This window comes from Nakamurella antarctica (assembly GCF_003860405.1).
GTDB lineage: Bacteria > Actinomycetota > Actinomycetes > Mycobacteriales > Nakamurellaceae > Nakamurella > Nakamurella antarctica.
Genome location: NZ_CP034170.1, coordinates 2730779 through 2755926, shown reverse-complemented (window position 1 = coordinate 2755926; position 25148 = coordinate 2730779). Strand labels below are relative to the sequence as shown.

22 protein-coding genes are annotated in these 25148 nt (G+C 61.7%); 17 read left to right on the top strand and 5 right to left on the bottom strand.

Features of this window, described 5'->3' with window-relative positions; genetic code table 11:
- The first annotated feature begins 56 nt into the window (after positions 1 to 56).
- The 5 genes from pdhA (at position 57) to EH165_RS12320 (ending at position 6167) form a co-directional block, all read left to right on the top strand.
- Positions 57 to 1163 carry a pyruvate dehydrogenase (acetyl-transferring) E1 component subunit alpha gene (gene pdhA, locus EH165_RS12340; RefSeq protein ID WP_124799710.1) on the top strand — a complete coding sequence of 369 codons (1107 nt, stop codon included), beginning with the start codon at positions 57 to 59 and terminating at the stop codon, positions 1161 to 1163.
- Positions 1160 to 2203, top strand: a complete 1044-nt coding sequence (locus tag EH165_RS12335; protein WP_124799709.1) for an alpha-ketoacid dehydrogenase subunit beta — start codon at positions 1160 to 1162, stop codon at positions 2201 to 2203. Before pdhA ends, EH165_RS12335 begins: the two co-directional genes overlap by 4 nt.
- A gap of 9 nt (positions 2204 to 2212) precedes the next feature.
- Complete coding sequence (locus EH165_RS12330) at positions 2213 to 3571, top strand: dihydrolipoamide acetyltransferase family protein (RefSeq protein ID WP_206425946.1); 1359 nt, start codon at positions 2213 to 2215, stop codon at positions 3569 to 3571.
- 61 nt (positions 3572 to 3632) lie between these two features.
- The gene (locus tag EH165_RS12325; protein WP_124799708.1) at positions 3633 to 4985 is read left to right on the top strand and encodes an NAD(P)/FAD-dependent oxidoreductase; all 1353 of its coding nucleotides are present in this window, start codon (positions 3633 to 3635) and stop codon (positions 4983 to 4985) included.
- Between the two features lie 168 nt (positions 4986 to 5153).
- Positions 5154 to 6167, top strand: a complete 1014-nt coding sequence (locus EH165_RS12320; protein WP_124800503.1) for a tellurite resistance/C4-dicarboxylate transporter family protein — start codon at positions 5154 to 5156, stop codon at positions 6165 to 6167.
- 33 nt (positions 6168 to 6200) lie between these two features.
- On the opposite strand, the gene EH165_RS12315 is transcribed toward EH165_RS12320, so the two are convergent.
- Positions 6201 to 7439, bottom strand: coding sequence for an NAD(P)/FAD-dependent oxidoreductase (locus EH165_RS12315; RefSeq protein WP_124799707.1), 1239 nt, complete (start codon positions 7437 to 7439; stop codon positions 6201 to 6203).
- Positions 7440 to 7709: 270 nt separating this feature from the next.
- On the opposite strand from EH165_RS12315, the gene EH165_RS12310 reads away from it, so the two are divergent.
- Positions 7710 to 8927 carry a COG4705 family protein gene (locus tag EH165_RS12310; protein ID WP_124799706.1) on the top strand — a complete coding sequence of 406 codons (1218 nt, stop codon included), beginning with the start codon at positions 7710 to 7712 and terminating at the stop codon, positions 8925 to 8927.
- Between the two features lie 22 nt (positions 8928 to 8949).
- Here the strand turns inward: EH165_RS12310 and EH165_RS12305 are convergent, their stop codons facing one another.
- Positions 8950 to 10218, bottom strand: coding sequence for a sensor histidine kinase (locus tag EH165_RS12305; RefSeq protein WP_124799705.1), 1269 nt, complete (start codon positions 10216 to 10218; stop codon positions 8950 to 8952).
- Positions 10219 to 10443: 225 nt separating this feature from the next.
- Between EH165_RS12305 and EH165_RS12300 the strand changes: the two genes are divergently transcribed.
- The 5 genes from EH165_RS12300 to EH165_RS15835 are packed head-to-tail and all read left to right on the top strand — an operon-like array spanning position 10444 to position 15245.
- On the top strand, positions 10444 to 11130 hold the full coding sequence (locus EH165_RS12300; RefSeq protein WP_124799704.1) for a hypothetical protein: 687 nt from the start codon (positions 10444 to 10446) through the stop codon (positions 11128 to 11130).
- Positions 11127 to 11852 (top strand): ABC transporter ATP-binding protein, encoded by a 726-nt coding sequence (locus tag EH165_RS12295; protein ID WP_124799703.1) that lies wholly within the window; start codon positions 11127 to 11129, stop codon positions 11850 to 11852. The genes EH165_RS12300 and EH165_RS12295 overlap by 4 nt, the downstream gene beginning before the upstream one ends.
- Positions 11849 to 12589, top strand: a complete 741-nt coding sequence (locus tag EH165_RS12290; protein ID WP_124799702.1) for an ABC transporter ATP-binding protein — start codon at positions 11849 to 11851, stop codon at positions 12587 to 12589. Before EH165_RS12295 ends, EH165_RS12290 begins: the two co-directional genes overlap by 4 nt.
- Positions 12586 to 14073, top strand: a complete 1488-nt coding sequence (locus EH165_RS15840; RefSeq protein ID WP_206425944.1) for an FtsX-like permease family protein — start codon at positions 12586 to 12588, stop codon at positions 14071 to 14073. Before EH165_RS12290 ends, EH165_RS15840 begins: the two co-directional genes overlap by 4 nt.
- Complete coding sequence (locus tag EH165_RS15835) at positions 14013 to 15245, top strand: ABC transporter permease (protein ID WP_206425943.1); 1233 nt, start codon at positions 14013 to 14015, stop codon at positions 15243 to 15245. Before EH165_RS15840 ends, EH165_RS15835 begins: the two co-directional genes overlap by 61 nt.
- A 71-nt stretch (positions 15246 to 15316) precedes the next feature.
- On the opposite strand, the gene EH165_RS12280 is transcribed toward EH165_RS15835, so the two are convergent.
- Positions 15317 to 16045, bottom strand: a complete 729-nt coding sequence (locus EH165_RS12280) for a response regulator transcription factor (protein WP_124799701.1) — start codon at positions 16043 to 16045, stop codon at positions 15317 to 15319.
- 77 nt (positions 16046 to 16122) lie between these two features.
- Here EH165_RS12280 and EH165_RS12275 point away from each other — a divergent pair, with 77 nt between their 5' ends.
- The gene (locus EH165_RS12275) at positions 16123 to 18666 is read left to right on the top strand and encodes a bifunctional lysylphosphatidylglycerol flippase/synthetase MprF (RefSeq protein WP_164479211.1); all 2544 of its coding nucleotides are present in this window, start codon (positions 16123 to 16125) and stop codon (positions 18664 to 18666) included.
- A 245-nt stretch (positions 18667 to 18911) separates the two neighbouring features.
- On the opposite strand, the gene EH165_RS15485 is transcribed toward EH165_RS12275, so the two are convergent.
- A complete protein-coding gene (locus EH165_RS15485; RefSeq protein WP_164479210.1) occupies positions 18912 to 19262 on the bottom strand; it encodes a hypothetical protein in 351 nt (116 codons plus the stop codon).
- 273 nt (positions 19263 to 19535) lie between these two features.
- Here EH165_RS15485 and EH165_RS12265 point away from each other — a divergent pair, with 273 nt between their 5' ends.
- From EH165_RS12265 to EH165_RS12250, 4 genes are all read left to right on the top strand, one after another.
- Complete coding sequence (locus tag EH165_RS12265) at positions 19536 to 20162, top strand: DedA family protein (RefSeq protein ID WP_124799698.1); 627 nt, start codon at positions 19536 to 19538, stop codon at positions 20160 to 20162.
- A gap of 65 nt (positions 20163 to 20227) precedes the next feature.
- The gene (locus tag EH165_RS12260) at positions 20228 to 20947 is read left to right on the top strand and encodes a phosphatase PAP2 family protein (protein WP_124799697.1); all 720 of its coding nucleotides are present in this window, start codon (positions 20228 to 20230) and stop codon (positions 20945 to 20947) included.
- An 85-nt stretch (positions 20948 to 21032) separates the two neighbouring features.
- A complete protein-coding gene (locus EH165_RS12255; RefSeq protein WP_124799696.1) occupies positions 21033 to 21518 on the top strand; it encodes a hypothetical protein in 486 nt (161 codons plus the stop codon).
- 122 nt (positions 21519 to 21640) lie between these two features.
- Positions 21641 to 23044 carry a sensor histidine kinase gene (locus EH165_RS12250; RefSeq protein ID WP_124799695.1) on the top strand — a complete coding sequence of 468 codons (1404 nt, stop codon included), beginning with the start codon at positions 21641 to 21643 and terminating at the stop codon, positions 23042 to 23044.
- 11 nt (positions 23045 to 23055) lie between these two features.
- Here the strand turns inward: EH165_RS12250 and EH165_RS12245 are convergent, their stop codons facing one another.
- Positions 23056 to 23724, bottom strand: a complete 669-nt coding sequence (locus EH165_RS12245; RefSeq protein ID WP_124799694.1) for a response regulator transcription factor — start codon at positions 23722 to 23724, stop codon at positions 23056 to 23058.
- Positions 23725 to 23968: 244 nt separating this feature from the next.
- Here EH165_RS12245 and EH165_RS12240 point away from each other — a divergent pair, with 244 nt between their 5' ends.
- Positions 23969 to 25075, top strand: coding sequence for an iron ABC transporter substrate-binding protein (locus EH165_RS12240; protein WP_124799693.1), 1107 nt, complete (start codon positions 23969 to 23971; stop codon positions 25073 to 25075).
- The last annotated feature ends 73 nt before the right edge of the window (positions 25076 to 25148 follow it).

Here is a 25148-nt window from a genome sequence, read left to right as displayed (position 1 = left end):
GCGTGAATTGGCGGGGCGTAGGGTCAAATCCACCGATACCCACAGGGAGGTGCGCGATGACCAACACCGCCTCAGCAAGCCCGAGTGCCACAGACAGCCTGCCGGAAGCGCCGAGCGATGAGTCGCCGGAAGTTTTGATCGATTTCTATCGGCAAATGTCGTTTATCCGGGCCTTCGAACTGCGGGCCAGCGAAATGTATGCCAGAGCAAAAATTGGGGGCTACTGCCATCTCAATCTCGGTGAGGAAGCGACAGTCGTCGGATTGATGGATGCGTTGGGCGAGAAGGATTACCTGTTCATGACCTACCGCGACCACGGCTACTCCCTCGCCAGGGGAATGGAACCGGGGCGGGTAATGGCAGAGCTGTTCGGCAAGTCCACCGGGGTCTCCCGCGGGCGCGGGGGGTCAATGCATATGTTCGATGCCGTTCGCCGGACCCTCGGTGGTTACGGCATCGTCGGCGGTCAGATCCCACCCGCCACCGGCGCCGCGCTGGCACTGAAATTGCGCGCGGAAGCCGGGCCGGATGCCGAGGCCGTCATGTGTTTGCTCGGCGACGGGACCACCAACATCGGTGCATTCCACGAGTCCCTGAACTTGGCCGGTCTGTGGAAGCTCCCGATCGTCTACGTCATCATCAACAACCGACTCGGAATGGGCACTTCGGTGGAGCACGCCGCCGCCGAACCGGACCTGTACAAACGGGGGGCGTCCTACCGGATCGACGGCGTCCGCGTCGATGGCGACGATGTGGTGGCGGTGCGCGACGCGGCCCGAGCAGCATTGACGCGCGCCCGCACCACCCGCGAACCCGGCCTTATCGAAGCGATGAGCTATCGGTTGCGGGGCCATTCGGTCGTGGACCCCGCCCGCTACCGTAGCGAGGCGGACACGCAGCAGGCGCAGCGATTGGATCCGGTTCCGGCGTTCCGGGCGAAGCTCATCGCAGACGGCGCTCTCGACGCGGAGCAGGCAAGTGAGATCGATGTTGAAGCCGATGAGCGGGTAAACGCGGCGGTGAAGTTCGCGCAGGAAAGCCCGGATCCGGAGCCAAAAGCCCTGTTCGACAACGCCTATGCGACGCCGGTGGCCAACGCACCTCTGGCGTTCCCCGGAGACCCGTTACTCGCAGCACAAACCGGACCGGGGCAAATGTCATGACAAACGATCACGCTCCAGAGACGGTCGCGCCCGCTGCGGAACAGAACGCTCCCATCATCACCTATCGGCAGGCGCTGAACGAGACCCTCCGCGCGGAAATGATTCGCGACCCCGACGTATTCCTCATGGGCGAAGAGATCGGCGTCTTCGAAGGCTCGTACAAGATCACCGCGGGACTTCTTGCCGAGTTCGGCCCCAAGCGAGTGGTAGACACCCCGATCGCTGAGGAGGGTTTCACCGGCGCAGCCATCGGCGCCGCCATGCTGGGCATGCGCCCAGTGGTGGAAATTATGACGATCAACTTCAGCCTCAAAGCAGTCGATCAAATCGTCAACCACGCAGCAAAGATCCACTCCATGTTCGGTGGGCAGGCCTCGGTGCCCATGGTGATCCGCACCCCTGGCGGCGGGGGCCAGCAGCTCGCTGCGACCCATTCGCAGAACCTCGAGGTCTGGTACGCGCATATCCCCGGACTGAAGGTGGTGGCGCCGTCGACGCCGGCGGATGCCAAGGCCCTCTTACTCGCGGCCATCCGGGACGACGATCCGGTGATCTTTCTCGAAAACCTCGGCCTCTACAACACGAAAGGCCCGGTTCCCGCGGGGGACGAAGCAGCCGAGATCGGCAAGGCAGCGGTGGTGAAGCCGGGAACCGACCTCACCGTCGTCTCTTACTCCCACGGCACCGTCATTGCCCTCGAGGTTGCCCACAAGCTTGAGGAGGAAGGCGTCTCGGTGGAGGTTGTGGACCTTCGGAGCCTGCGCCCGCTCGATCGGGACACCATCTGCGAGTCCGTGCGGAAGACAAGCCGCGCGGTCGTGTTCGAAGAGGACTGGCTTTCCTACGGGATCGGCGCCGAGATCGCGGCAACCATCGGCGAGGGCGCTTTTGACTACTTGGACGCGGCTGTTCGCCGGGTCGCGGCCGCTGAGGTGCCGTTGCCGTACTCCAAACCACTCGAACGTGCGGCTCTTCCCGATGCAGCGGCGCTGAGCAAGGTGATCCGAGAAATCCTCGATGCCACCCGGTTTGCCCGATAGGAGAATGCCATGGCCGAGATAGTGATGCCGCGCTTGTCCGACACGATGGAAGAGGGCGTACTCAGCCGGTGGCTGAAAAAGGTGGGGGACCAAGTTCACAAGGGGGATGTACTCGCCGAGATTGAAACCGACAAGGCCACGATGGACTTGGAGTCGTTTGAGGAGGGCGTCCTGGAGCGGCTGCTCGTAGAGGCGGGCTCCACGGTGTCGATCGGGACGGCGGTAGCCCTGGTGGGTGATGGGAGTGGCGCCGACGAGCCTGCGGCGCGAGACGACTCTTCGGCGCCTGATCTCAGCTCGCCCCCGAGCGTGCAACTAGCTCAACCCCTGCCCGCGCAAGCACAAACGTCGGCGCTGAAACCTCCAGCCGCCCCGGTGCCGACCGCTCAGGATGGAAGGTTCCGGGCCTCTCCGCTAGCGCGAAAGGTCGCTCGAGACAACGGAATCGACCTGGCGACCGTGACCGGAACAGGACCAGAGGGCAGGGTGGTGCGCGCGGATATCACCGATGCCATCGCAGCCGCTCGAGATGCCCATGCCGCTGCGCACCCTGAATCCGCTGCGCACCCTGAATTTCCTGGGCAAACCCGGGCGCACCCGACGAGCTCAGTTGGCGGAGCCGCTCCGGCGCCGACTCCCCACACCACGGAGGGGGATGAGCGGATTCCGCTGAACAACATCCGTCGCATCACGGCCGCGCGGCTCACCGAAAGCCAAGCGGTGCCGCACTTCTCGCTCACTATGGTGGTGGACGCGGAGAAACTGCTCGCGTTTCGGTCGCAGGTCAACGCGACGTTGGCGGCGGCTGGCGGGGCCACAACCGGCGAAGCCACAACCGGAGGGGCGAAAATCAGCGTGAACGACCTGCTGATGCGTGCGGCAGCGCTCACCATTCGCGCGCACCCCCACGTCAACTCATCCTGGGCAGGGGACAGCATTGTGCGGCACGGGCGGATCAATGTTGGCTTCGCGGTGGCAATCGAAGACGGCTTAATGGTTCCCGTCGTCACTGATGCAGACCGAAAGACGCTGAGCGAGATATCCACCGAGACAAGGGCGTTGGCGGCTCGCGCGCGAGCAGGAAAGCTGAAGCCGGACGAATTTAGCGGCGGTACATTCACGATCAGTAATCTCGGAATGTTTGGTATCGACGAGTTCACCGCCGTGATCAATCCGCCGGAGGCGGCGATCTTGGCAGTGGGCGCGGCTAGCCCGCAACCAACCCTCCGTGACGGGCAACTCATCAACGTGCCCACCATGAAGATCACGCTGACGGTGGACCACCGCGTTCTGGACGGCGCCACGGCTGCGGCGTTCCTGCGCGACTTGACGCACGTACTCGAAGAGCCACTACGCATCGTCGTGTGAACACTTTCTGTTAGCAACGGTTGTCGCGGATGCACGACATTTCGAAAGGTGATGAAGTGACATGAGAGTCTCAGCTGACGGAGCCGATAAGAGCAATCCTGATGTCACTCCCGAGAAGCGTGCCCGCCCACACGTTGTTGTCGTCGGCGGCGGTTTCGGCGGGCTGGCTGCGGTGCACGGATTACGCGGCGCAGACGTCGACATCACGCTGATCGATCGCCATACCTACAACACGTTTCAGCCTCTCCTCTATCAGGTGGCCACCGCGACTTTGAACCCGGGAGACATCACGTGGTTTCTGCGGTCAATCCGCGCCCACCAAGACAACGTTGAGTTCCTGAAGGGCACCGTCGTCAGCATGGATCACGAGGCTAAGACGATTGCCCTCGACGGTGGCCAAGTAGTTGGCTACGACTTCCTGATCATTGCGGCCGGTGTCACGGCGAATTTTTTCGGTATCCCCGGGGCCGCAGAGATCTCGATGCCGCTCTACCTCCGGTCGCAAGCGCTTGCCCTGCGCGACAAGGTGTTTGCCGAACTTGAAGAGGCAGTGGTCAATGGACGGGACCGCGACCTGCGGGTGGTGGTGGTCGGCGGCGGCGCCACCGGGGTGGAGACAGCGGGGACGTTGGCCGAGATGCGTAACAACGACTTGCCCGTCAACTACCCCGAGATCTCCCCCGGACGGGTGCATATCACCTTGATCGAGCGAGAACCTGTACTGATCAAGCCGTTCGATCCGAAGCTGCGGGACTACGCGTATGCCTCGCTCGAAAAACGTGGCGTGGACCTGCGGATGTCCACCTCGGTGAAGGAAGTGCGCCCGCGCAGCGTGATCCTCGGGGATGCGAAAGGAGCAGGTGAGGTGGAGTTGCCCGCCGACATCGTCATCTGGGCCAGTGGAGTCACGGTGCATGAACAGGTGGCACAGTGGAATCTTCCGCAGGGTCGGGGTGGGCGCATCGTCATCGACGACCATTTGCGGGTCAATGGACTCGACGGCGTGTTTGCAGTGGGTGATATTGCGGTCGAACCAGGCGACAGGGCGTTGCCGCAACTCGCGCAGCCCGCTCAACAGGGCGGGGCCTATGTCGCGAACCAAGTAAAGGCGGCGCTGTCCGGAACAGAAACCACGCCGTTCCGCTACCGCGACAAGGGCACGCTCGCGACGATCGGACGTAATGCGGCGGTGGCCCAGGTGAAGGGACTCCCCAACCTGACGGGTTTCCCCGCCTGGATCATCTGGATCGTCGTGCACGTTTTCTCGCTCCTGGGCAACCGCAATCGTTTTGCCACGATGCTCAACCTGAGTGCGAAGTACCTCTTCTGGCACCGCAGCCACAATGCGATTGTGGGCGAGACGCCGAAGATCACGTTGGACCGCACGCGCACCAGCGGTCTCGATGGGCGGTAGACGCCCCCCGGCAGGCGAATCTGCGCTCCAGCCACAGTGTGGCCGGTTGCACGTTTTCGAGGCCGCATCGTGCTGAGCGCGAGAAATCCCACCCCCGCGGAGACCGCACCTGGTGGCAGAGTTCGGGCGGCTGTAGAAACCCTCAGCCCGGGATACTTTGCGCTGGTGATGGCAACCGGAATCGTGTCTATCGCGATGGTCGACCATGGCGTGCAACCGCTCTCGGTCGCGCTACTCTGGCTGACCGGTATCGAATATGTCGTACTGGTGGCAGCGTACGGTTGGCGACTCGCTGCTTTTGCGGCCGCAGTGCGCGCCGACGTCGCAGACCCGACCCGAGCGTTCGGGTTCTTCACTTTCGTGGCAGCGACCGATGTGCTGGGCGCGCGGCTGGCGATCGATCAACACCACAGATCCGCCCTGATGCTGCTGGGAGTGGGCGCCGTTTCGTGGCTCATTCTCGGCTACGTCGTGCCGTGGACCGCCTTGCTGTCCAACCCGCGCCGACCCATGCTGCAGCATGCCAACGGCACGTGGTTTATCTGGGTGGTAGCCAGCCAATCAATTGCAGTGTTGGCCGCGACCCTGGAACCGTCCGTTGCCCTAGGGCGGAGCGAGATCGCCTTGTTAGCAGTATTCTCCTGGTCGGTCGGCACCTTCCTGTACGCGGCAGCAGCGATCTTTGTGGCCGCGCGGATGCTGCTGTACGACCTGCGTCCGGCCGACCTGACCCCGCCCTATTGGGTGTCGATGGGCGCCACCGCGATCACCGTGGTCGCCGGAGCGCGCATCGTGCAGATGGCCGATGCCCCGATCGTGTCCGCCACCCGTGGCCTCGTGGCCGGTGTCTCTGTCCTCTTCTGGGCGTTCGGAACATGGCTGATCCCACCGCTTCTCGCAGCCGGGATCTGGCGGCACCTGGTCCACCGCATTCCGCTCAGGTACGAGGCGGCCCTGTGGAGCGTGGTGTTCCCGCTCGGTATGTACGGCGTGGGCGGATATTTTCTCGGCCAGGCCGACCACCTTCCCATCGTGAAGGCGATCGGGGCTGGCGAGAGTTGGATCGCCCTCGGCGTGTGGACGCTGACGTTCGGCGCCATGCTGGTGCATCTTGCTCGGACGCTGATTTTGCCCCAGCGACCGCATGACGCTGGGGCATCACGCAGAGTCCCGTCGCACTAAGGGATTTGCGCCGTCAGGGACCCGTTGCAGCTGTCAGTCTTTCGGGATCAGGTCGGAAAGCGGCACCGACGTGTCCGCAAGTCGAGTGGGGTCGACCCGGACCTTGCCGCGGATCAGCTTCTGCACCGGCGCGATGCCCTCGTCCCAGCTGTTCACATGCATGCCTGCCACCACGACGCCGTCGGTGAGCCAGAATGCGTGGAAGCTGGACGCGTCCATATCGCCGCGGATGACGGGGTCGCCCGCGGCCTGAGCGTCGACCCATCCGGCGTATTCCATCCCGAGGTCGTACTGGTCGGTGAAGAAGAACGGTGCAGGGTCGAACTCGGAATCGCGTCCCAGCATCGACTGGGCAGCAATCTTGCCGCCCATCAACGCGTTGGCCCAGTGTTCGACTCGGATTCGGTGGCCGTACAGCGCATTGTCGACGCTGGCGATGTCACCAGCGGCAAAAACGTCCGGGTCCGCGGTCCGCATCTGCTCATCGACCAGCACGCCGCCGTCGTCTGCGAGCAGATCAGCATCGACCAGGGCGACGTCTGGGCGCACTCCGACCCCGACAACCACTACGTGTGCAGGAGTTTCAGTACCGTCCTCGGTCACGACCGCAGCCACCGTGCTGGTTCCTGTGAAGGCCGTGACGCCCTGGCCGAAGCTGAAGCTGACCCCGTGCTCGCGGTGCACCTGCGCAAAAAACTTGCCGATCCGAGACCCCATGGATGCCTGCAGCGGGATGTCATTCGGTTCGATGACGGTGACGTCGCAGCCCCGCTGGCGGGCGACGGCGGCTACTTCGAGGCCGATCCAGCCAGCACCGACGATGACGACTCGCGGCTTTGATTCCAGCGAATTACCAAGTGCATCAGCATCTTTCATCGTGCGCAGATAGTGCACGCCAGCAAGGTCTGCGCCAGGAACGTCAAGGGTGCGAGGCTGCGCACCGGTGGCAATAAGAAGTTTGTCGTAGGCCAGCCTCGTCCCGTCATCAAGCTGCACCTCGTGGTCTGCCCTGTTCACGGACACCGCGCGGCAACCCAGCCGAAGGTCAATGTCGTGGTCTTGGTACCACTGCTCGTCCTGGAGCGACCCTTCGGACTTGTACGGCTCACCCTGAAGATAGGACTTTGACAGCGGCGGCCGCTCGTAGGGGAGGCGGTCCTCAGCAGCGACCAGCACTATTTTCCCGCCGAATCCCTCTTCGCGCAGGGTTTGAACGGCCTTGCCACCAGCTTCGCCGCCGCCGATGACGACAAATACCTTGTCAGATTCCATAGCTTCACTCCAGGTTCGAAAAGGGCGGCAGATAAGGGCCGCGCGACAAGCCCCAAGTCCGTTGGACCCGGAGGCACGAGCGTTATTCCCATCATGCTCCTGCCTCGCTGCGGGAGTTTTTCGCAGCCCTGCACCGCGAACCTGGCAGCGCGTACTCAGCAAAATCTCAGCTTGCCCTGGATAACCTCACCCTCCGTGCGGCATGGGGCATCTGCACCAGCGGTGTGCCTTGGCGGGTCGCCGTCATCTCGATGAAAAGGAACAAACACAGTGACTCGTCTTTCTACCGAACCTGCGACCCTGCAGCGTTTAAACAAAGTGCCGGAAATTACCGTGTACTTCTGGATCATCAAGATCCTCTGCACCACCGTCGGTGAGACCGCCGCGGACTACCTGAATGTGAACTTAAACCTTGGGCTGTCGGCTACCTCGGTGGTGATGGGCCTGCTGCTGGCGGTCGTGCTGGTGTTGCAATTCAAGTCGCGTCGCTATGTGCCAGCCCTGTACTGGTTGGCGGTGGCTCTGGTCAGTGTCTTCGGAACCCTCGTCACCGACAACCTGACAGACAAGGCGGGGCTACCCCTCGAAACGAGCACACTGATATTTGCGACACTGCTCGGGGCGACATTTTTTGCCTGGTACAGGGCTGAAAGAACGCTGTCGATGCACTCCATCTTCACCACCCGCCGCGAGGCATTCTATTGGCTCACAATCCTTTTCACCTTTGCGCTGGGTACCGCCACCGGGGACCTGCTGGCCGAAAAACTTGGTTTGGGCTACTCCCTGACAGGTGTGATCGTGGCGTCCATCATCACTCTTGTTGCCGTGGCCTGGCGTTTTGGATTGCACTCGATCCTGTCGTTCTGGATCATCTACGTTCTCACCAGACCGCTGGGTGCGGCCATCGGCGACTACCTGTCCCAACCGGCCAAGCACGGCGGCCTGGGCCTCGGAGCGCCCCTGACGAGCGTCATTTTTTTCACCGCCATCGGAGCCACCGTCGCCTACTTAGCGGTCAAAAAGATTGACGTCTCCGCTATCGATCAGGCAGCTCCTGAAACCGAAACTGTCGAGCGCGGCGGTCGCTGGCAGACGTTGCTGGTGGTGAGCCTATTCGTCATTGCTGGCACGTCGGGGTACTACCTGCGGACCAACACCCTGAATAACGAAAGAGCAATGGAAGCAGCACAATCGGCCAGCTCTGGGGTTCCAGTGTCAGTGTTGGGCGACCTTTCGGTGTTCCGCGATATCACCCAAGATTCATTAACCATGCTCACCGCCGGCGATCAAGCCGGGGCCACCACCCGGATCGCTGATCTGGAGTTCGAGTGGGACGCTGCGGCGTCCTTGCTCAAAGCGAAGGATCAGGCCGAGTGGACCGTCGTGGACAAGCGGATTGACACCGTGCTGCGCGAATTCCGCTCGACTACCCCCAATCCGGTGACTGAAACTACGGCATTGCAGGAGTTGCTGAAAGTACTTGGCTAGGAGGCATTCTGGCGTTTGCACTTCAGCTGTCGGACTCTGCTCCCAGAAGCAAGAGCGTGAACGTGGGCGGCGCAGACGCTGTCAGTCGCAGGCGACCACCCTGCGACTCTGCGAGTCGACGGGCCAGAGCTAGTCCAATTCCATGACCGGCGGCCTGCTGGCTTCGGCGTTCGAACAAGGCAGCCGGGTCCGCCAGTAGCGGCGGCCCCTCGTCGGCGACGTCCACGGCAATCAAGTCGCCAAAGCCGCGGAGGGTGACGGTGATAGTCCCGGCGCCGTGTCGTTCGGCGTTGTCTATCAGGACATCGAGGATTTGGGTCAGTGCCGCAGGGGCTATGCGCGTGTGCAGGTGGCAGGCGTTGACAATGCGTAGCTGACGTCCGCGGGCTAGCAGTATCGGCTCCCACCGGAGTCCGACTTGGTGTATGGCCAGTGCCACGTCCAGCGGGTCAGTTGGAGCGGAGACGTCCCGGGCTAGGGAGAGAAGTTCATCGATGGTGGCTTGGAGCCGATCGGTGGTGACCAGTGCTTCCGTAATTGCTGTCCGCCAACTTACTTCCGGCAGATCCAGCGCAGTCTCTAGTTGCAGGCGTAGTCCGGTAAGCGGGGTGCGCAGCTGGTGCGAGGCGTCGGCGGAAAAGGCTCGTTCGCGGGTCACCAAATCTCCGAGACGAACGGCGGTACGGTTCACTGACTCACCGACGGAGTCGATTTCGGCTATGCCGACCGGCATGGTGCGCACCGTGAAGTCGCCAGAGCCCAGTCGCTCGGCAACCGTTGTTAACGACTGCAAGGGACCCACCAACTTGCGAGTCTGGCGTCGCGCGAGCAGCCACGCAACCGCTAGCGAAGCAGCTGCGAGCGCACACATCAACGACCAGAGAAGGGCAATCTGCAGGTAGACCGCAGAACCTTCCTCAGTCACCAATACGGATCCAACTATTGCGTCGCCGTCGGACACGGGAACGGCGACGCCGAGGCGCGAGTCCACTCTGCCACGGCTGCTTACCCCGCTCAACGCAGCAGTGACCAACGCCCCACCATTCGGTCCACTACCGCTAACTTTTACCCCGGCGCTGTCGTACACCGCGACCAGCGGCGAGCCAGTCGCTGCGGGTACGGCGGTGAGATCGCCCGACACCGCCAGAGCGACCGAGTCGGCTACCCGCTCCAAATCGTTGTACTGGTTAGTCACCAAATACTGTGCAAGCCCCACCGCAAGTGGCACGCCAAAAATCGCAATGGTGACAGCAGCGAGTGTCACCGTGAGCCGCACAATTCGTTTTCGCACTTCACACCCCTCACTGCCACTGAATTACTGCTGCCGGTCGCAGTAATGTGCTCGAACCAGTGTGCACGAAACAAAAGTTGAACCAGCTATCTCGCACGCGCCGGCTGGTGTTTTGCCGTGCGTTAACCATTCCCGACATCGCAGTTGTCCGAACACCTTCTACCGTCGGTGAAACAGATCAATTGCGCTCGAGCTCACGAAAATGACAACGGCAGGGAGCCAACTATGACAGTCAGAAATCGGATCTTCCGCACCGGCATGGCACTGCTAATCGGGGTCGGTGTCCTGACGGCCTGCTCCAGCGGTGCTGCCGCTCCAGCGACCGCCTCTGCGTCAAGCAAGCCCCCGCAGTCGCCGGCGTCGTCCCTGGCTCCCGGAATACCTGGCAGCGCAGGTGTAACCCCTGGCGCCGCACCGGCGACAGAGTCCAACCCCGTCGGAGACATCCCCGATACTCAGGCATTCGTTGAGTACACCCCTGCTCAGGGCGGCTACACCGTGAAGGTGCCGGAGGGATGGGCGAGAACCGACACCCCAACCCAAAACGGTGGTGCGTCAACGCTGTTCAGCGACAAGTACAACAGCATTCGGATTGATACAACGGCTGCGGCTGCAGCCCCGACAGTTCAATCCGGCGAGTCTGAACTGACCTCGATCAGTTCAGCAGCAACAGGTTTCACACCAGGGAAAGTGACCCTCGAACAGCGCAAAGCCGGTCCGGCTGTCCTGATTACCTATCAAGCAGACTCCGCCGCGAACGCGGTGACCGGGAAGGTCGTCGCTCAGGACATCCAACGGTACGAGTTCTTTAGCAGTGGAAAAACAGTGGCACTCACGCTGTCTGCGCCGCTGGGGTCTGACAACGTCGATCCGTGGCGCACAGTCACAGACTCTTTCCGATTCTCACGATGAACGCCCAAGCCTTGCACGGCAGCGTCGCCGTCAACCCTTCCGATGCGAGTGGAAGAATCTCGCGAGATGCGCTGGAGGCCGAGTCCCTCTACCGGTTTTTTCGCGCCGGAAATGAAGAAACTCTTGCGCTGCGAGGTGTGTCACTCGGTGTGGCCGCTGGCGAAATGGTGGCCGTCGTCGGGCCGTCAGGCTCGGGCAAGTCAACTTTATTGTCGTTACTCGCCGGATTGGACGAGCCTGACGGTGGCGCTGTCTTCGTCCATGGTCAACGGCTGAGCCACCAGAGTGAACAGGCGCGAGCCAGGCTGCGGGGTCGCATGATCGGAGTGCTGCTCCAAGCTGGCAACCTGCTTCCCCATCTGACAGTCACCGGGAACATCGAGATCGCACAACGTCTTTCCGACCACGCGGTGAGGCGCGACATCGCTGAACTGTTGGCCGGGTTGAGTCTTCGCAGCCGGGCTGCCGCCTACCCTGGCGAGCTTTCAGGTGGGGAACTCGCCCGAGCTGGACTGGCCGTTGCGCTCGCCAACAACCCGGTGGTCCTGTTGGCCGACGAACCCACTGGCGAGCTTGATGCCCACACAGAATCCCAAGTGCTCGAATTGTTAACCGATCTCTCCGGTACAGGCGTGGCCATCCTCGTGGCTAGCCATAGCCCCGCTGTTGCAGCTGCTGCGGATCGGGTCATCACCCTCAGTGACGGCGAGGTTGTCCGGTGAACGCTGCACTTCCGTCCACGGAACCTGAAGCGAGCCCGCAGAATGAGCCAGATGTCTTGGTGTGCTGCTCCAAGGTGGCGCACACCTACGGCACCGGGGTAACCGCGGTTGAAGCCGTCACAGACATCAGCTGTCTGGTCACCACTTCCACGCGAGTAGCGATTACCGGACCCTCGGGGTCTGGTAAATCCACTCTGCTGCATTTGATGGCCGGGCTGGAGATTGCAACCGCCGGGGTGATGGAGTGGCCTGGCCTGGGCGGACGTCCACTCGCTCGCCCCGGCCGAATCGGCATCGTTTTTCAGGGTCCTAGCCTGCTTCCGGCCCTAGACGCCATGGAGAATGTTGCGTTTCCACTCCTGCTGGCTGGTACTTCCGACTTGGACGCACGCGAGTTAGCCCTCGCCGCCCTGCAGCGCCTCAGGATCGCTGATCTCGCTGCCAAGCTTCCCCAGGAATTGTCCGGCGGACAGTCGCAACGGGTGGCAGTCGCGCGGGTTATCGCGGCCAATCCATCGCTGATTCTGGCAGACGAACCCACGGGACAACTCGATCATCACGCCGCTTCGTTGGTCATGGACCTACTCCTGCAGGCTGCCGACGAGCTTGGTGCCGGCCTAGTGGTCTCCACGCATGATCCGGTCGTCGCTGCTCGACTGCCCGAAATATGGAGAATGCGGGATGGCCGCATGCTCGCGCCAGCTACAACCATCCCAACTCCTGGAGGTCTGTTGTGATCATTCTCTGGATGCAGGGACTGCTTCGCCGCCGCCCAGGTCGGCTTCTCTCAGCGGCGGCTGGGATCTCGGTTGCAGTGGCGTTGCTTGCGTCTTTGGGTGCCTTCCTTGCTCACTCTCAGGCCACTATGACCGACAGAGCTGTTCGTGGGGTCGGCATTGATTGGCAGGTTCAGATTCAGCCAGGCACTGACCCCACCATGATCGCCGATGCAGTGCGCGGCACCGCCGGCATCACAGGGAGTGCAACCGTGGGGTTCGGCGCCAGTAGCGGCTTGTCGAGCACTACCGGTACCAGCACCCAAACCACAGGTGCCGCAGTAGTTCTAGGGATTCCTACCGAATATCGCGCACTATTCCCCACCGAGATTCGCACCCTTGCGGGCGCCGAAACAGGCGTTTTACTGGCGCAGCAGACTGCCGCAAACCTGCATGCCGCCCCAGGCGATAGCATCACCCTCGGCCGCACTGGCCTAGCGCCGGTTACCGTGACCGTTGACGGGATCGTAGACCTGCCCCAGGCGGACAGCTTGTTCAGGAAAATTGGCGCCCCTGCTGGTGCCCAGCGAACAGCCCCTCCGGACAACGTGCTGTTGGTGCCCACCTCGGTGTGGCACAAAATATTCGATTCGCTTGCCACAGCCCGCCCGGACCTTGTCACCACTCAGATCCACGTCCAACTCGCCCATCAGCTCCCCGCCGACCCGGCCGCCGCCTACACCGACGTGACTGCTGCGGCGCATAATTTCGAGGCCACTACCACGGGCGGCGCCACCGTCGGGAACAATCTTGGCGCTGCGCTGGACGCGGCCCGCGCCGATGCAGCCTATGCGCTGGCGCTGTTTGGATTCCTCGGTTTGCCGGGTGCAGTGTTGGCCGCTTTGCTCACGGCAACCATTGCTTCATCCGCCGCCACGCGCCGCCGCAGTGAGCAGGCGCTACTCCGCACGCGTGGTGCATCCGCCGCGCAGCTTACCCGGCTTGCCGGTGCCGAGGCACTTGCGACTGGGCTTCTCGGCTCGGCCCTCGGGTTGACGGGGGCTGCGCTCGTTGGCCAAATCGCTTTTGGTACGGCCAGTTTCGGTACAACGTCGAGTGCTGCAGTGATCTGGGCGGGTGCTTCTGCCGCTGCTGGAATGGCCATTGCTGCCGCTACGATACTGGTCCCTGCCAGGCGCGACTTACGCAGGGCCACCGTATCTTCGGGCCGAGCGACCATTGCAGCACAGGTCTACCCAACGTGGGCGCGGTACGGTTTGGACGCGATCCTACTGATTATGGCGGGCTTGGTCTTTACCGCCACCAGCGGCACCAACTACCAACTGGTCCTCGCCCCGAAGGCGTCCCCACCATTGCGGTGTCTTATTGGGCGCTTGCTGGACCCGCGCTCTTGTGGGTCGGCGCTGGTTTGCTCATCTGGCGATTGGCGGATCTTCTGCTCGGACGTGGCCGGCCGCTGCTGCAGCTGCTCCTTCGCCCTTTGACCCGTGGGTTGTCCAGCCCGGTCGCGGCCGGGATGTCTCGGCAACGCCGCCCGTTGGTGAGGGCGATTGTGCTGCTTGCCCTCGCCATTGCATTCGCCGCATCCACTGCCACTTTTAACGCAACGTATGCCCAACAAGCAGAGGCAGACGCGCAGCTGACTAACGGCGCCGATGTGACCGTCACATTGGCCCCTGGGACACAATTGGCTGCCGCCCAGCTGGGCGCAATCGGGGCTGCTTCCGGTGTCCGGGCCGTAGAACCGGTGCAGCATCGCTTCGCTTACATCGGCACCGACCTGCAAGATCTCTACGGTATTCGTCCGGGTACGATCACTGCGGCAACCGCTCTTCAGGACACGTATTTTTCCGGTGGCACCGCTTCCGATTTGATGAAAACTCTTGCTACGCAACCGGATTCCATCCTTGTTTCGGCTGAGACCGTCAAAGACTATCAACTGCAGGTGGGTGATCAGATCAACCTGAGGCTGGTTGACGGAAGGACTAACCAACTGACCGCTGTGCCGTTTCACTACGTGGGAGTGGTCAGTGAATTCCCCACCGCCCCGAAGGACAGTTTCTTCGTCGCAAACTCCTCCTACATCACCGCCCAGACCGGGAGCGATGCCCCGGGCACTTTTCTAGTTGATACCGGCGGGCAGAACGAATCGGCGGTTGCGCAGCAACTGCAGAGCCAGCTCGGTCCGAACACCACCGTCACCGACATCACCAGCACCAGGAACACCATCGGATCGAGTCTCACCGCTGTGGACCTGACCGGACTGACCCGTGTCGAACTCAGTTTTGCGCTCCTGCTTGCTGCCGCTGCTGGCGGGCTTGTCCTCGGTCTCGGCCTGACCGAGCGGCGGCGTACGTTTGCTATCGCTACGGCCCTCGGAGCCAGTCGCAGACACCTCAGAGCAATGATCAGCAGCGATGCCGTGGTGCTTGCCATCGTTGGGCTGGCAGCGGGAGCTTTGGCGGGCACTGGTCTTTCCGTCATGCTCGTCACCGTGCTCACTGGGGTGTTTGACCCGCCCCCCTCGACGATCGCCGTTCCCTGGGGCTACCTCGGAATCGTTGTAGCGGTAACCATTGTCGCACTTGCCGTCGTCGCTGTAGGTGCCACTCGAGCTGCGAGTCGGCCGGCCGTCGGAATACTTCGGGAGTTGTGACGATGTCCAGAACACGCCCCAGGAGTGGGCTGGTAGCAGTGAGATACAAGGCGGCCGCTCGGGACTGGTGCTTACATCGAGTCGTCAACCGCCACGGAAGGTTCCAAGCGAAAACCGTGCCCGCGCAGAGTCACGATTTCCGGAGCTCGGCATCCGCTCGCTGCGGCTGCGGCCGCAAGTTTGCGTCGCAGGGCAGCGATATGGACGTCCAATGTTTTGGTCGAGCCGTACCAGTTCTGATCCCAGACCTCTGCCATCAACGTCGAGCGGGTGATTGCTACACCCGGATCGGCTGCCAGCCTCGAGAGCAGGTCGAATTCTTTTGCTCGCAAAACCATCTCGGAATCGCCGAGGTAGGCCCTTCGAGCCGCAGTATCGATCTGCAACTCATCCAATCCGAATGGGCTTGTTGCGCTGGTGCTGGCCGAGGGTGTAGCGGGCCCACGGCGCAGGTGCGCCTGTACTCGGGCCAACAGCTCTGCGAGCCGAAACGGCTTCGTCAGATAGTCGTCCGCGCCGGCCTCCAACCCGACCAGCACGTCGATCTCGTCGGCCCTCGCGGTCAGTACTACCAAGACGCACACCGGCAGTGCCGCCCGCAAGCGCCGACATACGTCGATACCGTCCATGTCCGGCAAGCCCAGATCAAGCAACGCCAGATCGAATGGCTGATTTTTGGCGGAATCGATTGCAGCAGAACCTGTTGTGCACCATTGCGCAGTATGGCCGTGGATCCGCAAGCTCGAAATCAGGGTCTGTCCGATTGTCTCGTCATCCTCGACCACCAGTACAGTTGCCATGCCATCACCCTAGCCAACCCCACCCGGCACCTCCCAAGGCGCGAGGGAGCACGCCGAGTTTCGAGTAAACTCGCGTGGTGAGCAACGCTGCAAAATCCGACGAATACATTCGCTATCAAAAGTGGATACCGCGCCTGACAGAAGCAGCGAATCAAGCCAAGGCCCTCCTGCGGCGCGCCCCGTTCACCCTTGCATTTGTGGTGTTGCTGTGGGTCGTGGGAATTATCTCCGGCAGCCTTCTCAACGGTCCACCCGCATCGCTGCTGTCATCTGTGGGAGTGGGACCGGGCAGCTTAGGCGCTGGGCTTTGGTGGACTCCCGCGAGCTCACTGCTGTGGTGCGACGACCTGACGTCATACATTTTCAGCACCCTTCTGCTGTTCGCATTTGTTGCTCCCGCTGAACACCGATTCGGGGTGGCAAAAACTTTCTCGCTTCTGCTGCTCACCCACATCACTGGCACACTCGCAGGTTCCGCAATCGTCTACCTCGCCTCGCGCGCGGGGGACGAATGGACCGAACAGCTGACGACGGTTGTTACCGTCGGCGCCAGCCCCGCCGCTGTGGGGGTCGGATTGGCGATGACGAGCAGGCTCTCGGCACTGTGGCGTAGGCGAGTGCGTTTGCTGACGTTGATGGCGTTGTTGCTTCTGGTTGCCTATTCGGGGACCCTGCTGGACGTGCTCCGCCTCGCAGCGGGCCTCGTCGGGCTCGTGGCTGGTCCGCTTCTCCTCGGACGATCCCCGCGGGCTGCAGGTGTGCGCACCTCTCAATCTGAGCGGCGCGTTTTGGTCGCACTGATCGTTGCAGGCACGGCAGTGGGGCCGGTGATCGCAGCGCTATCAGATACGCCCATCGGGCCCCTTTCCGTGCTTCGGTATTTGCTGCTTACTACGCCACCGGATGCAAGTGCGGTGCAGCAAATCTGCCTCGACCCCACCACGCTGGACGATTGCCGCACTCTCCGCGCACAACTTCGACTGTCCGGTTTTGGTCCCGCGATTATGGCGCTGATGCCAGTGATCCTCCTGGTGGTTAGCGCTGCAGGCTTGCGTCGGGGCAGGCGAGCTGCTTGGTGGGCAGCACTGGTGGTAAATCTGGCTCTGGCGGCAATGGCCGTCCTTTTGGCTACTGAGCTGTTTGGCACGCCCCGCGAACAGTTGGTAGTTTTTGGCGGGCTTGGCGCTACTCAGACCCTGCTGGCGATTCTGCTCCCGCTCACCCTGCCGCTTGTGGTGGCCGGACTTCTCGTGGCAACCCGCACTTCGTTTACTGTGCGCGCGCCCACCGGCACCTACCGCAGACTGGGTTTGTTGGCGGGCGGAACACTGCTTTTACTGTGTGCCATCTATGTTGTCGGTGGCTATGCAGCACGCGGCCAATTTGATCAGGCTCCGACTATCTGGCAATTGATCGGGTTGTTCCCCATTCGGTTGGTTCCCCCGGGCTACCTCGGAGAAATCGAGCTCCCGTTCTTGCCTAGTGGGCCTATCGCCACCCTACTGTCCGAGTGGACGGGAGTGTTGTTCCTCGCAGTACTGGCGGGGGCGCTCATGGTGTCGTTCCGGCGGAACCGGCCTGCGGATCCAGCGACGGACATTGCGCGCGCCCGATCCCTGCTCAAGAAACACGGCGGGTCCTCGCTGGCCTACATGACGCTATGGCCGGGGAACAGCTACTTTTTCACCTCTGATAGGCAAGCCTTCGTCGCCTACCGGCTCGTGGGAACGGTGGCAGTGAGCGTTACCGGCCCGGTCGGCGCGCGGCAGGAGCGACCAGCGGCAGTAGTTGCATTTGCCGAGTTCTGCGCGGATCAGGGCATCACGCCCTGCCTTTACAGCATCGATGATGACGTCAAATCGGTTGCCGAAACCCAGTTGGCCTGGCGGGCCGTGCAGGTCGCCGAGGAAACGATGCTGCACCTGCCGGATCTCGCATTCACTGGCAAGAAGTGGCAGGACATCCGGACGGCTTTGAACAAGGCTTCCAAAACCGGCATCACCGCTCAGTGGTGGGCCTACCCGAACACCCCGCTTCACGTCACTGAGCAAATCAAGGCCATCTCCGAGGAATGGGTAGCCGACAAAGGTTTGCCGGAAATGGGTTTCACCCTTGGCGGTCTGGACGAGTTGGATGACCCTGAGGTGCGGTGCCTCGTTGCCATTGACGGCGATCACACGGTGCACGGGATCACCAGCTTTTTGCCCGTGTACCGCGACGAGGAAATAGTTGGCTGGACACTGGATTTCATGCGCCGTCGAACTACCGGCTTTTCCGGTGTTATGGAATACCTGATAGCGACAGCTGCTCTGCAATTCCGCGACGAAGGAGCTGAATTTCTGAGCCTCTCGGGAGCGCCCTTAGCCCGTATCGACCGCGGCGATAATCCGGACTCGGTTCAACGACTCCTCGACATGCTCGGTCGAATCCTGGAGCCGGTGTACGGATTCCGGTCGTTACTGGACTTCAAAGCAAAGTTTCAGCCCACGTATCAGCCGCTTTGGATGGCCTACCCCGAATCAGCAGCGCTCCCCGGAATCGCCAATGCCATTACAAAGTCTTACCTCCCGGACTTCAGCCCACGGCAAGGCTCAGTTCTGCTGCGCAAGCTTCGGTCCTGACGCCGGGAGCGGCGCTATCAGAATCGGCGAGGGTCGCACCAGAGGGAGGCTTCTCGGGGGCATCGTCGCCGCGTTCGCCCTCGCTGCCGCGGCTGCCACTCTTTCTCAGCGGTGGTCAACCGCCGGATCGGCACTGAAATCAAGCGCCGGTCCATACAGAGAAAGCGGGGTGCTCGAACGTATCGTTCGAGCACCCCGCTCAATGGCAAGGACTGGTTCCGTGTGAGCCGGCTCTGCGGCCCAGATCAGTTGCCGGCGGTGTCGGCGGCGCCTGGTGCGTCGGGGGTGTCGCCTGCTTCGGGGGTGTCGGCGGCGCCTGGTGCGTCGGCGGCGCCTGGTGCGTCGGGGGTGTCGCCTGCTTCGGGGGTGTCGGCGGCGCCTGGTGCGTCGGGGGTGTCGCCTGCTTCGGGGGTGTCAACGGCGCCTGGTGCGTCGGGGGTGTCGCCTGCTTCGGGGGTGTCGGCGGCGCCTGGTGCGTCTTGAACGTTCCCGGTTTCTGGAGCGGATGCCGCATTAGCTACGGCAATACCGGACCCGCCCAGAGCAATGGCGGATGCTGCCAGCAGTGGGAAAACAATCTTCCTGTTGAGCTTCATGGTCTGTCCCTTCCGTGAAACCACCGAATGTGGCTCCTGGCAACAACTGTGGCGGACTAGACCTGAGATGTTCCTGAGCGAAGATGTGCGGCTACTCATGTTCGACGGACAGCATTAAATCTCAGCGTCCCCACAGTAATCACTCGTCATACTGGGGTACATGGATCAAAATATGGCCACACCCGATTCGAGAGTTGTTATAGCGCAGGCAGTATGTTCGTGCGAGCTCGTGCGTGTTGCACGCAGTGGACCAGTCAAGTCCGGCTTCCGCCGATGACGACTGCTGCCCTGCCCGCCTTCATGGATTCCACTACTTTGCTAGGGGCCTTTGGTCTCCTCGGAGTCTTAATAATTGTCTTCGCTGAAACCGCACTACTGCTCGGCTTCTTTCTGCCGGGCGACTCGTTGCTCTTCACTGCTGGACTTCTCGCCGCCGGGGCCGCGCCATTTGCACCGTTATGGCTGCTCCTCGTGACTATTCCGGTGGCGGCGGTACTCGGAGATCAGGTTGGCTACCAGATCGGACGTCGGGCAGGGCCGAGCCTGTACAAGCGCGAGGACTCGAAGTTTTTCCGCCGAAGCCATGTGGAAAAGGCGCAGGCGTTCTTCGAGAAGTACGGGGCGAGAACCGTTGCGCTGGCCCGCTTTGTCCCCATCGTGCGCACCTTCACCCCGACGGTCGCCGGCGCGTCCGGAATGCGCCCCCGCACCTTTGTGATCTACAACCTCCTTGGCGGTGTCCTCTGGGGTACGGGAGTGACGCTGCTGGGATATTCGCTGGGCGGCGTGCCGTTTGTTCGAGACCACATCGAGTTGATTCTTGTTTCGATCGTTGCAGTCTCCGTCCTACCTGTGTTGGCACACCTGATTCGGCAGCGCCTTCGCCAGCCGGCGCGATAGCCGGTTGGCCAGCAGCTCCCGAAGTTCTCAGCTTCCCTTCAGCATCAAAAGTTCATGATGTGGTCATGAATATGATCCAGCGGGAGAGGCCCCGCCTTCATCACGATCCCGCTTACCGCAGGGCTGGGATTCTTGTCGGTGTCGCGGTTGTCCCGCTGATTGCTTTTGTGGTTCTTGCGACTTCGGTGTCCGTCAGCGGACCCACCGGCAGCCTCGATCAACCAACTTTGACGTGGTTCGTCTCAGCCCGTCATGACTTTCTGACGGTGCTCGCTCGGCTGATCTCGCTGATTGCCGATCCGGTCGGCGCCGCGCTCACGGCCACACTATTCGCCGCCTGGCTCTGGTGGCGCCGTCGGCAATGGGTCAATGCCGCCTACATCATGGTGACCCTCGGCGTCGCAGGGTTCGGCATCGTGGTCGCGAAGGCTATGGTGAGCAGGGTCCGGCCGCCGCTAGCCACTCAACTCGTTCTCGAGACCAACGGATCGTTTCCCTCGGGTCACATGACAGGCGCGGTGATGGTGTACGGAAGCATCGCCCTGGTACTGATCTCCTCGGCACGAAGTGTTCGCACCACAGTGCTCACCGCTGTCGTTGCTGTTGTCGCAATGCTCGTTGTTGCGTGGGACCGCCTGTACCTCGGAGTGCACTGGCTGAGCGACCTCGCTGGGTCGATCACATTAGGTGCCGCGTTGTTGCTCTTCACGACCGCACTGTGGATTTTATCGGCGCCCCTGCTCGTGCGCTGGCAAGATGCTCACCCCAAACATCCTGCAAATTAGGTCTTTTCACCGAAGAACTCTGACCCAGCCCTGAAGTTGGCTTGCCAGGCTTGGGTTGTTCGCACTTCATCAATTAAGGAGCCACATGACGACCCCAGATTCCTCATCACCCATGGACGACCGTTCGGCATCACAGCAGTACCACCAAGACGTGAATGCGGTGCACCCTGAAGTAGCCGAAGAAGTGCCCGCTGCGCAGGCGTCGGAGCCTCAGACAAGCGGAGCCTTCGCGACCGGCGGCAGTGCGGCTGTGGATGACCCTGCCCCTGTGGCCGGCTCGCCGGAAAAGGTCCGGGGGAAAACGGCCACCCGGGTAGGAGGTTTCGTCCGGCATCGTGCCACCCAACTCGTTGTAACCCTCATCATCGGGGTAGGTATTGGCGCAGGCACACTCGCGCTGGTAGCGGAGGGCGAAGGCGGCCACGGGGACTCCAGGGAGTCCTCGCAGTCCGAACGCGGCGACAACCAGGGCAGTGACAGTAATCAGGGCAGCGTCGACAACCAGGGCAGCGGCGATAACCAGGGCAGCGTCGAAAACCAGGGCAGCGTCGAAAACCAGGGCGATAACTAGCCGACTACGACATTCGTTGTCGCATCTCCTGTGCTGACAGTTTGTCTGGTTGGATCGACATCGTCGGCGGAGGCGAACCTCGGCATTTGTAGCGAACGTAGCGAGCGAGAGGCAGGCGCTGAATGCGGGTGGAACTGAACCCCGAGCGGTGGAATGTTCGACTCCGCTCGGCGTTTGCCTCCGTCGTTGTCGTGGGTTTTGCGTTGGTGGCAGCATCCGGACTGCTCCTGTTTCTGCTTAAACACTCGCTGGAAAATGCCGGACGAGCTGACGCCCAAACACGGACGCAACAACTGGTGGCGGCTCTACGCACCGAACCCGCAGCGCAGCTGGATCAGATACTGCTGGCCAACGACGGGAACACCCTTCTCACCCAGATCCTGGACAGCTCGGGAGCCATCGTCCAAGCATCAGCAGGGGCGCCAGCCATTCCCATGACGCCCGAGCGGCCCAGCGTCGGCGAGTACGTTGATGCCGGCCGAACCGAACTGGGGGATGACCTCGGTAGATTTTTGGTCGTCGCCCAAGGGGCCGCTGGAATTGACGGGAATTACGTCGTCATCGTCGGCTCGTCCCAAGAAGCCACGGAATCCGTGCTGCACACCGTCGCACTGTTTCTGGTGGGTGGAATCCCACTGATACTCGCCGTGACGGGCGTGGCGAACTTTTGGTTGGTGGGGCGATCATTGCGGCCGGTCGAATCGATTCGCCGACGTGTCTCGGAGATCAGCAGCGCCGACCTTTCCGAACGCGTGCCGGTGCCGGCTGCATCGGATGAGATAGCCCAATTAGCAACAACAATGAACGATATGTTGGCGCGGTTGGAGTCCGGGCAGCTGGCTCAGCGCAGGTTTGTCGGTGATGCCTCGCATGAGCTCAGGAGTCCGCTGTCGACCATCGTGGCAGGGCTTGAACTGGTGCAATACCGGCCTGCACTGTTGGATAAAGAGATGGTTGCCGGCACGCTTTTGCCGGAGGCACGGCGAATGCAACAGTTGGTATCTGACCTTCTTTTGCTCGCCAGCGCGGACGAACGTGGTCTACATCCCCGTTTCGCCGACGTCGATATCGACGACCTGTTGCATTCCGAACTTCGTCGCATCAAAGATGTGCACCACCGCGGTCCTGATGCGCCGGCGGTGGCCATTACGCATAGCATCGCTGCAGTGCAGGTTGTCGGCGATGCGTCCCAACTGACCCGAGCGATCCGCAATATTTCGGATAATGCGCTGCGCCACAGTAGGTCTCGCGTTCACATCGTCGTCGAAGAACTAGCTGAGCACGTAGCAGTCAGCGTCAGCGACGATGGCCCTGGTATCGCAACCGTCGACCGAGAGCGCGCCTTGGCTCGCTTCGTACGCTTGGATGATGACCGGGCGCGCAGCGGCGGCGGGACGGGGCTGGGACTGGCCATTACCCAGGAGATCGTCGCCGCTCACCATGGCCGCGTGGTGATCGACGAATCCGAATGGGGCGGCGCGAAAGTCACACTGTTGCTGCCCCGTACGCAACCAACCAGCCGGTAGCTAACCTTGGTTCAACCCAAGAGTCGGTAACCGACACCGCGCACTGTTTCAATGGTTTTGGTATCGAACGGCACATCAATTTTGCGTCTTAAATAGCCGATGTACACCTCTACAACATTGTCGTCGCCCTCGTAGTTCGCGTCCCAGACGCCCTGCAGCAAAGCATTTTTCGTCACTACCGAATCTTGGTGCCGGATCAGGAATTCCAGCACCCCGAACTCGCGCGGAGTCACCGCTACTACCTCTCCCCGCTTGGTCACGAGATGGCGAGAAGGGTCCAACGTCAATTCGCCCGCAGTCAACACAGTCGGGCGTGCAGGGGCGCCTCGGCGTGCCAGCGCGCGAAGCCGCGCCAGCAAAATGGGGAACGAGAATGGCTTCGTCAAGTAATCGTCGGCGCCGAAATCGAATGCGTCGGTTTGGTCGTACTCCCCGTCCTTCGCCGTCAGCATGAGGACGGCCGACCACACCTCGGCTTTGCGGAGACCGCGCAGAACGTTGTATCCGTTCAGCTTTGGCAGCATGATGTCGAGCACGATGACGTCAAACGCCCCTACCAGGGCCATTTCGAGCCCTACCTCGCCGTCGGCGGCGAGCTCCACCACAAAGCCCTCGGCACGTAAGCCCCGCTCAATGGTTTTGGCCAATAAGGGCTCGTCTTCGACTACTAAAATGCGCACGATTTCCCCCGTTGAAAGGCTAGCCCTACCTGTAGCAAGTATCCCTGGTGCGGTGGGGGAGCGCTTGCTGTAACGCCAATCACTCAGGTTGCTCTCAGTTTTGATTGCCGACCACGTCTTGCAAAGGGTAGCCTTACCTCAGTACCTAAGCCCGTCAGAAACTGCAAGGTTGCCTGGCTGCAATTCGAAGCTACACACATTTCACGGCTAGCGCCGTCGTTGGATCGAAAGAGGAAATCTTCTAATGTTCACCAAACGTCATCTGGTGCTGGTCACTTCCAGCATCACTGCCTTGGTCGTGCTCGCAGCGTGCGGCTCCACATCCACCCCGGCTGCCCAGGGCGGTTCTGGATCAAACACTTCGAATGCACCTACGGCCAGTGGCGCAGCGCCGACCGACGAAGAACAGCCTCTGGACCCGTCAGCGCTCGTGATTTACAACGCGCAGCATGAGAACCTGACCCAAGCGTGGGCCGACGAGTTCAGTAAAGAAAACGGTGGCGTCAAGGTCCAGTTGCGCAACGGCAGCGACTTGGAGATGGCGAACCAGATAGTTGCCGAAGGTGCAGACTCGCCTGCCGACGTGTTCATCACCGAAAACTCGCCAGGGATGAACCTCGTGGAGCAGGCCGGCCTGTTCGCACCGGTAGATCCAGGCACCACCTCGCAGATCCCGGCCCAGTATTCGCCAAGTACCGGTAAGTGGGTGGGAGTTGCCGCCCGGTCAACTGTTTTCGTCTACAACACCTCGAAGCTCACGCAGGCGCAGCTGCCCAAGTCCCTCATCGATCTCGCCGACCCGGCGTGGAAGGGCCGTTGGGCCGCATCGCCCAGTGGCGCCGACTTCCAAGCCATCATTAGCGCGCTATATGAATTGAAGGGCGCCGACGCTACTAAAACGTGGTTGACCGCGATGAAGAACGACGCTGCGATTTACAAGGGCAATTCGACCGTCATGAAAGCGGTCAACGCCGGCGAAGTCGACGGCGGCGTGATCTACCACTACTACTGGTACGGCGATCAAGCGAAGACGAAAGAAAACAGTTCGAACACCGCGCTGCACTTCTTTGGTAACCAAGACCCGGGAGCCTTCGTCAGTGTTTCCGGGGCCGGAGTGCTGGCCTCCAGCGACAAGAAGGAGCTGGCCCAAAAGTTCCTGAAATTCTTGACCAGTAAAAAGGGCCAGGAGATCGTGGCGAACAACGTGCTGGAATACCCGTTGGCAGACATCACGTCTGAGACGAACAAGGCGCTCAAACCGCTGTCCAGCCTCGAAGCGCCAGTAGTGGACCCGGCTTCGCTCAACAGCGTTGCCGTCACGGACCTGATGACGGAAGTTGGGTTGCTCTGACCGAGAAATCGGGGTCAACATCGTTGGCCCCTCGCATCAGGCCGGCTAGATTCTCCCTCGGGGGAGCGTCGCC

Coding starts and splice junctions, on each gene's coding strand:
- pdhA (WP_124799710.1), top strand. CDS start 57: ATGACCAACACCGCCTCAGCAAGCCCGAGTGCCACAGACAGCCTGCCG.
- EH165_RS12335 (WP_124799709.1), top strand. CDS start 1,160: ATGACAAACGATCACGCTCCAGAGACGGTCGCGCCCGCTGCGGAACAG.
- EH165_RS12330 (WP_206425946.1), top strand. CDS start 2,213: ATGGCCGAGATAGTGATGCCGCGCTTGTCCGACACGATGGAAGAGGGC.
- EH165_RS12325 (WP_124799708.1), top strand. CDS start 3,633: ATGAGAGTCTCAGCTGACGGAGCCGATAAGAGCAATCCTGATGTCACT.
- EH165_RS12320 (WP_124800503.1), top strand. CDS start 5,154: ATGGCAACCGGAATCGTGTCTATCGCGATGGTCGACCATGGCGTGCAA.
- EH165_RS12315 (WP_124799707.1), bottom strand. CDS start 7,439: ATGGAATCTGACAAGGTATTTGTCGTCATCGGCGGCGGCGAAGCTGGT.
- EH165_RS12300 (WP_124799704.1), top strand. CDS start 10,444: ATGACAGTCAGAAATCGGATCTTCCGCACCGGCATGGCACTGCTAATC.
- EH165_RS12295 (WP_124799703.1), top strand. CDS start 11,127: ATGAACGCCCAAGCCTTGCACGGCAGCGTCGCCGTCAACCCTTCCGAT.
- EH165_RS12280 (WP_124799701.1), bottom strand. CDS start 16,045: ATGGCAACTGTACTGGTGGTCGAGGATGACGAGACAATCGGACAGACC.
- EH165_RS15485 (WP_164479210.1), bottom strand. CDS start 19,262: ATGAAGCTCAACAGGAAGATTGTTTTCCCACTGCTGGCAGCATCCGCC.
- EH165_RS12265 (WP_124799698.1), top strand. CDS start 19,536: ATGACGACTGCTGCCCTGCCCGCCTTCATGGATTCCACTACTTTGCTA.
- EH165_RS12260 (WP_124799697.1), top strand. CDS start 20,228: ATGAATATGATCCAGCGGGAGAGGCCCCGCCTTCATCACGATCCCGCT.
- EH165_RS12255 (WP_124799696.1), top strand. CDS start 21,033: ATGACGACCCCAGATTCCTCATCACCCATGGACGACCGTTCGGCATCA.
- EH165_RS12250 (WP_124799695.1), top strand. CDS start 21,641: ATGCGGGTGGAACTGAACCCCGAGCGGTGGAATGTTCGACTCCGCTCG.
- EH165_RS12240 (WP_124799693.1), top strand. CDS start 23,969: ATGTTCACCAAACGTCATCTGGTGCTGGTCACTTCCAGCATCACTGCC.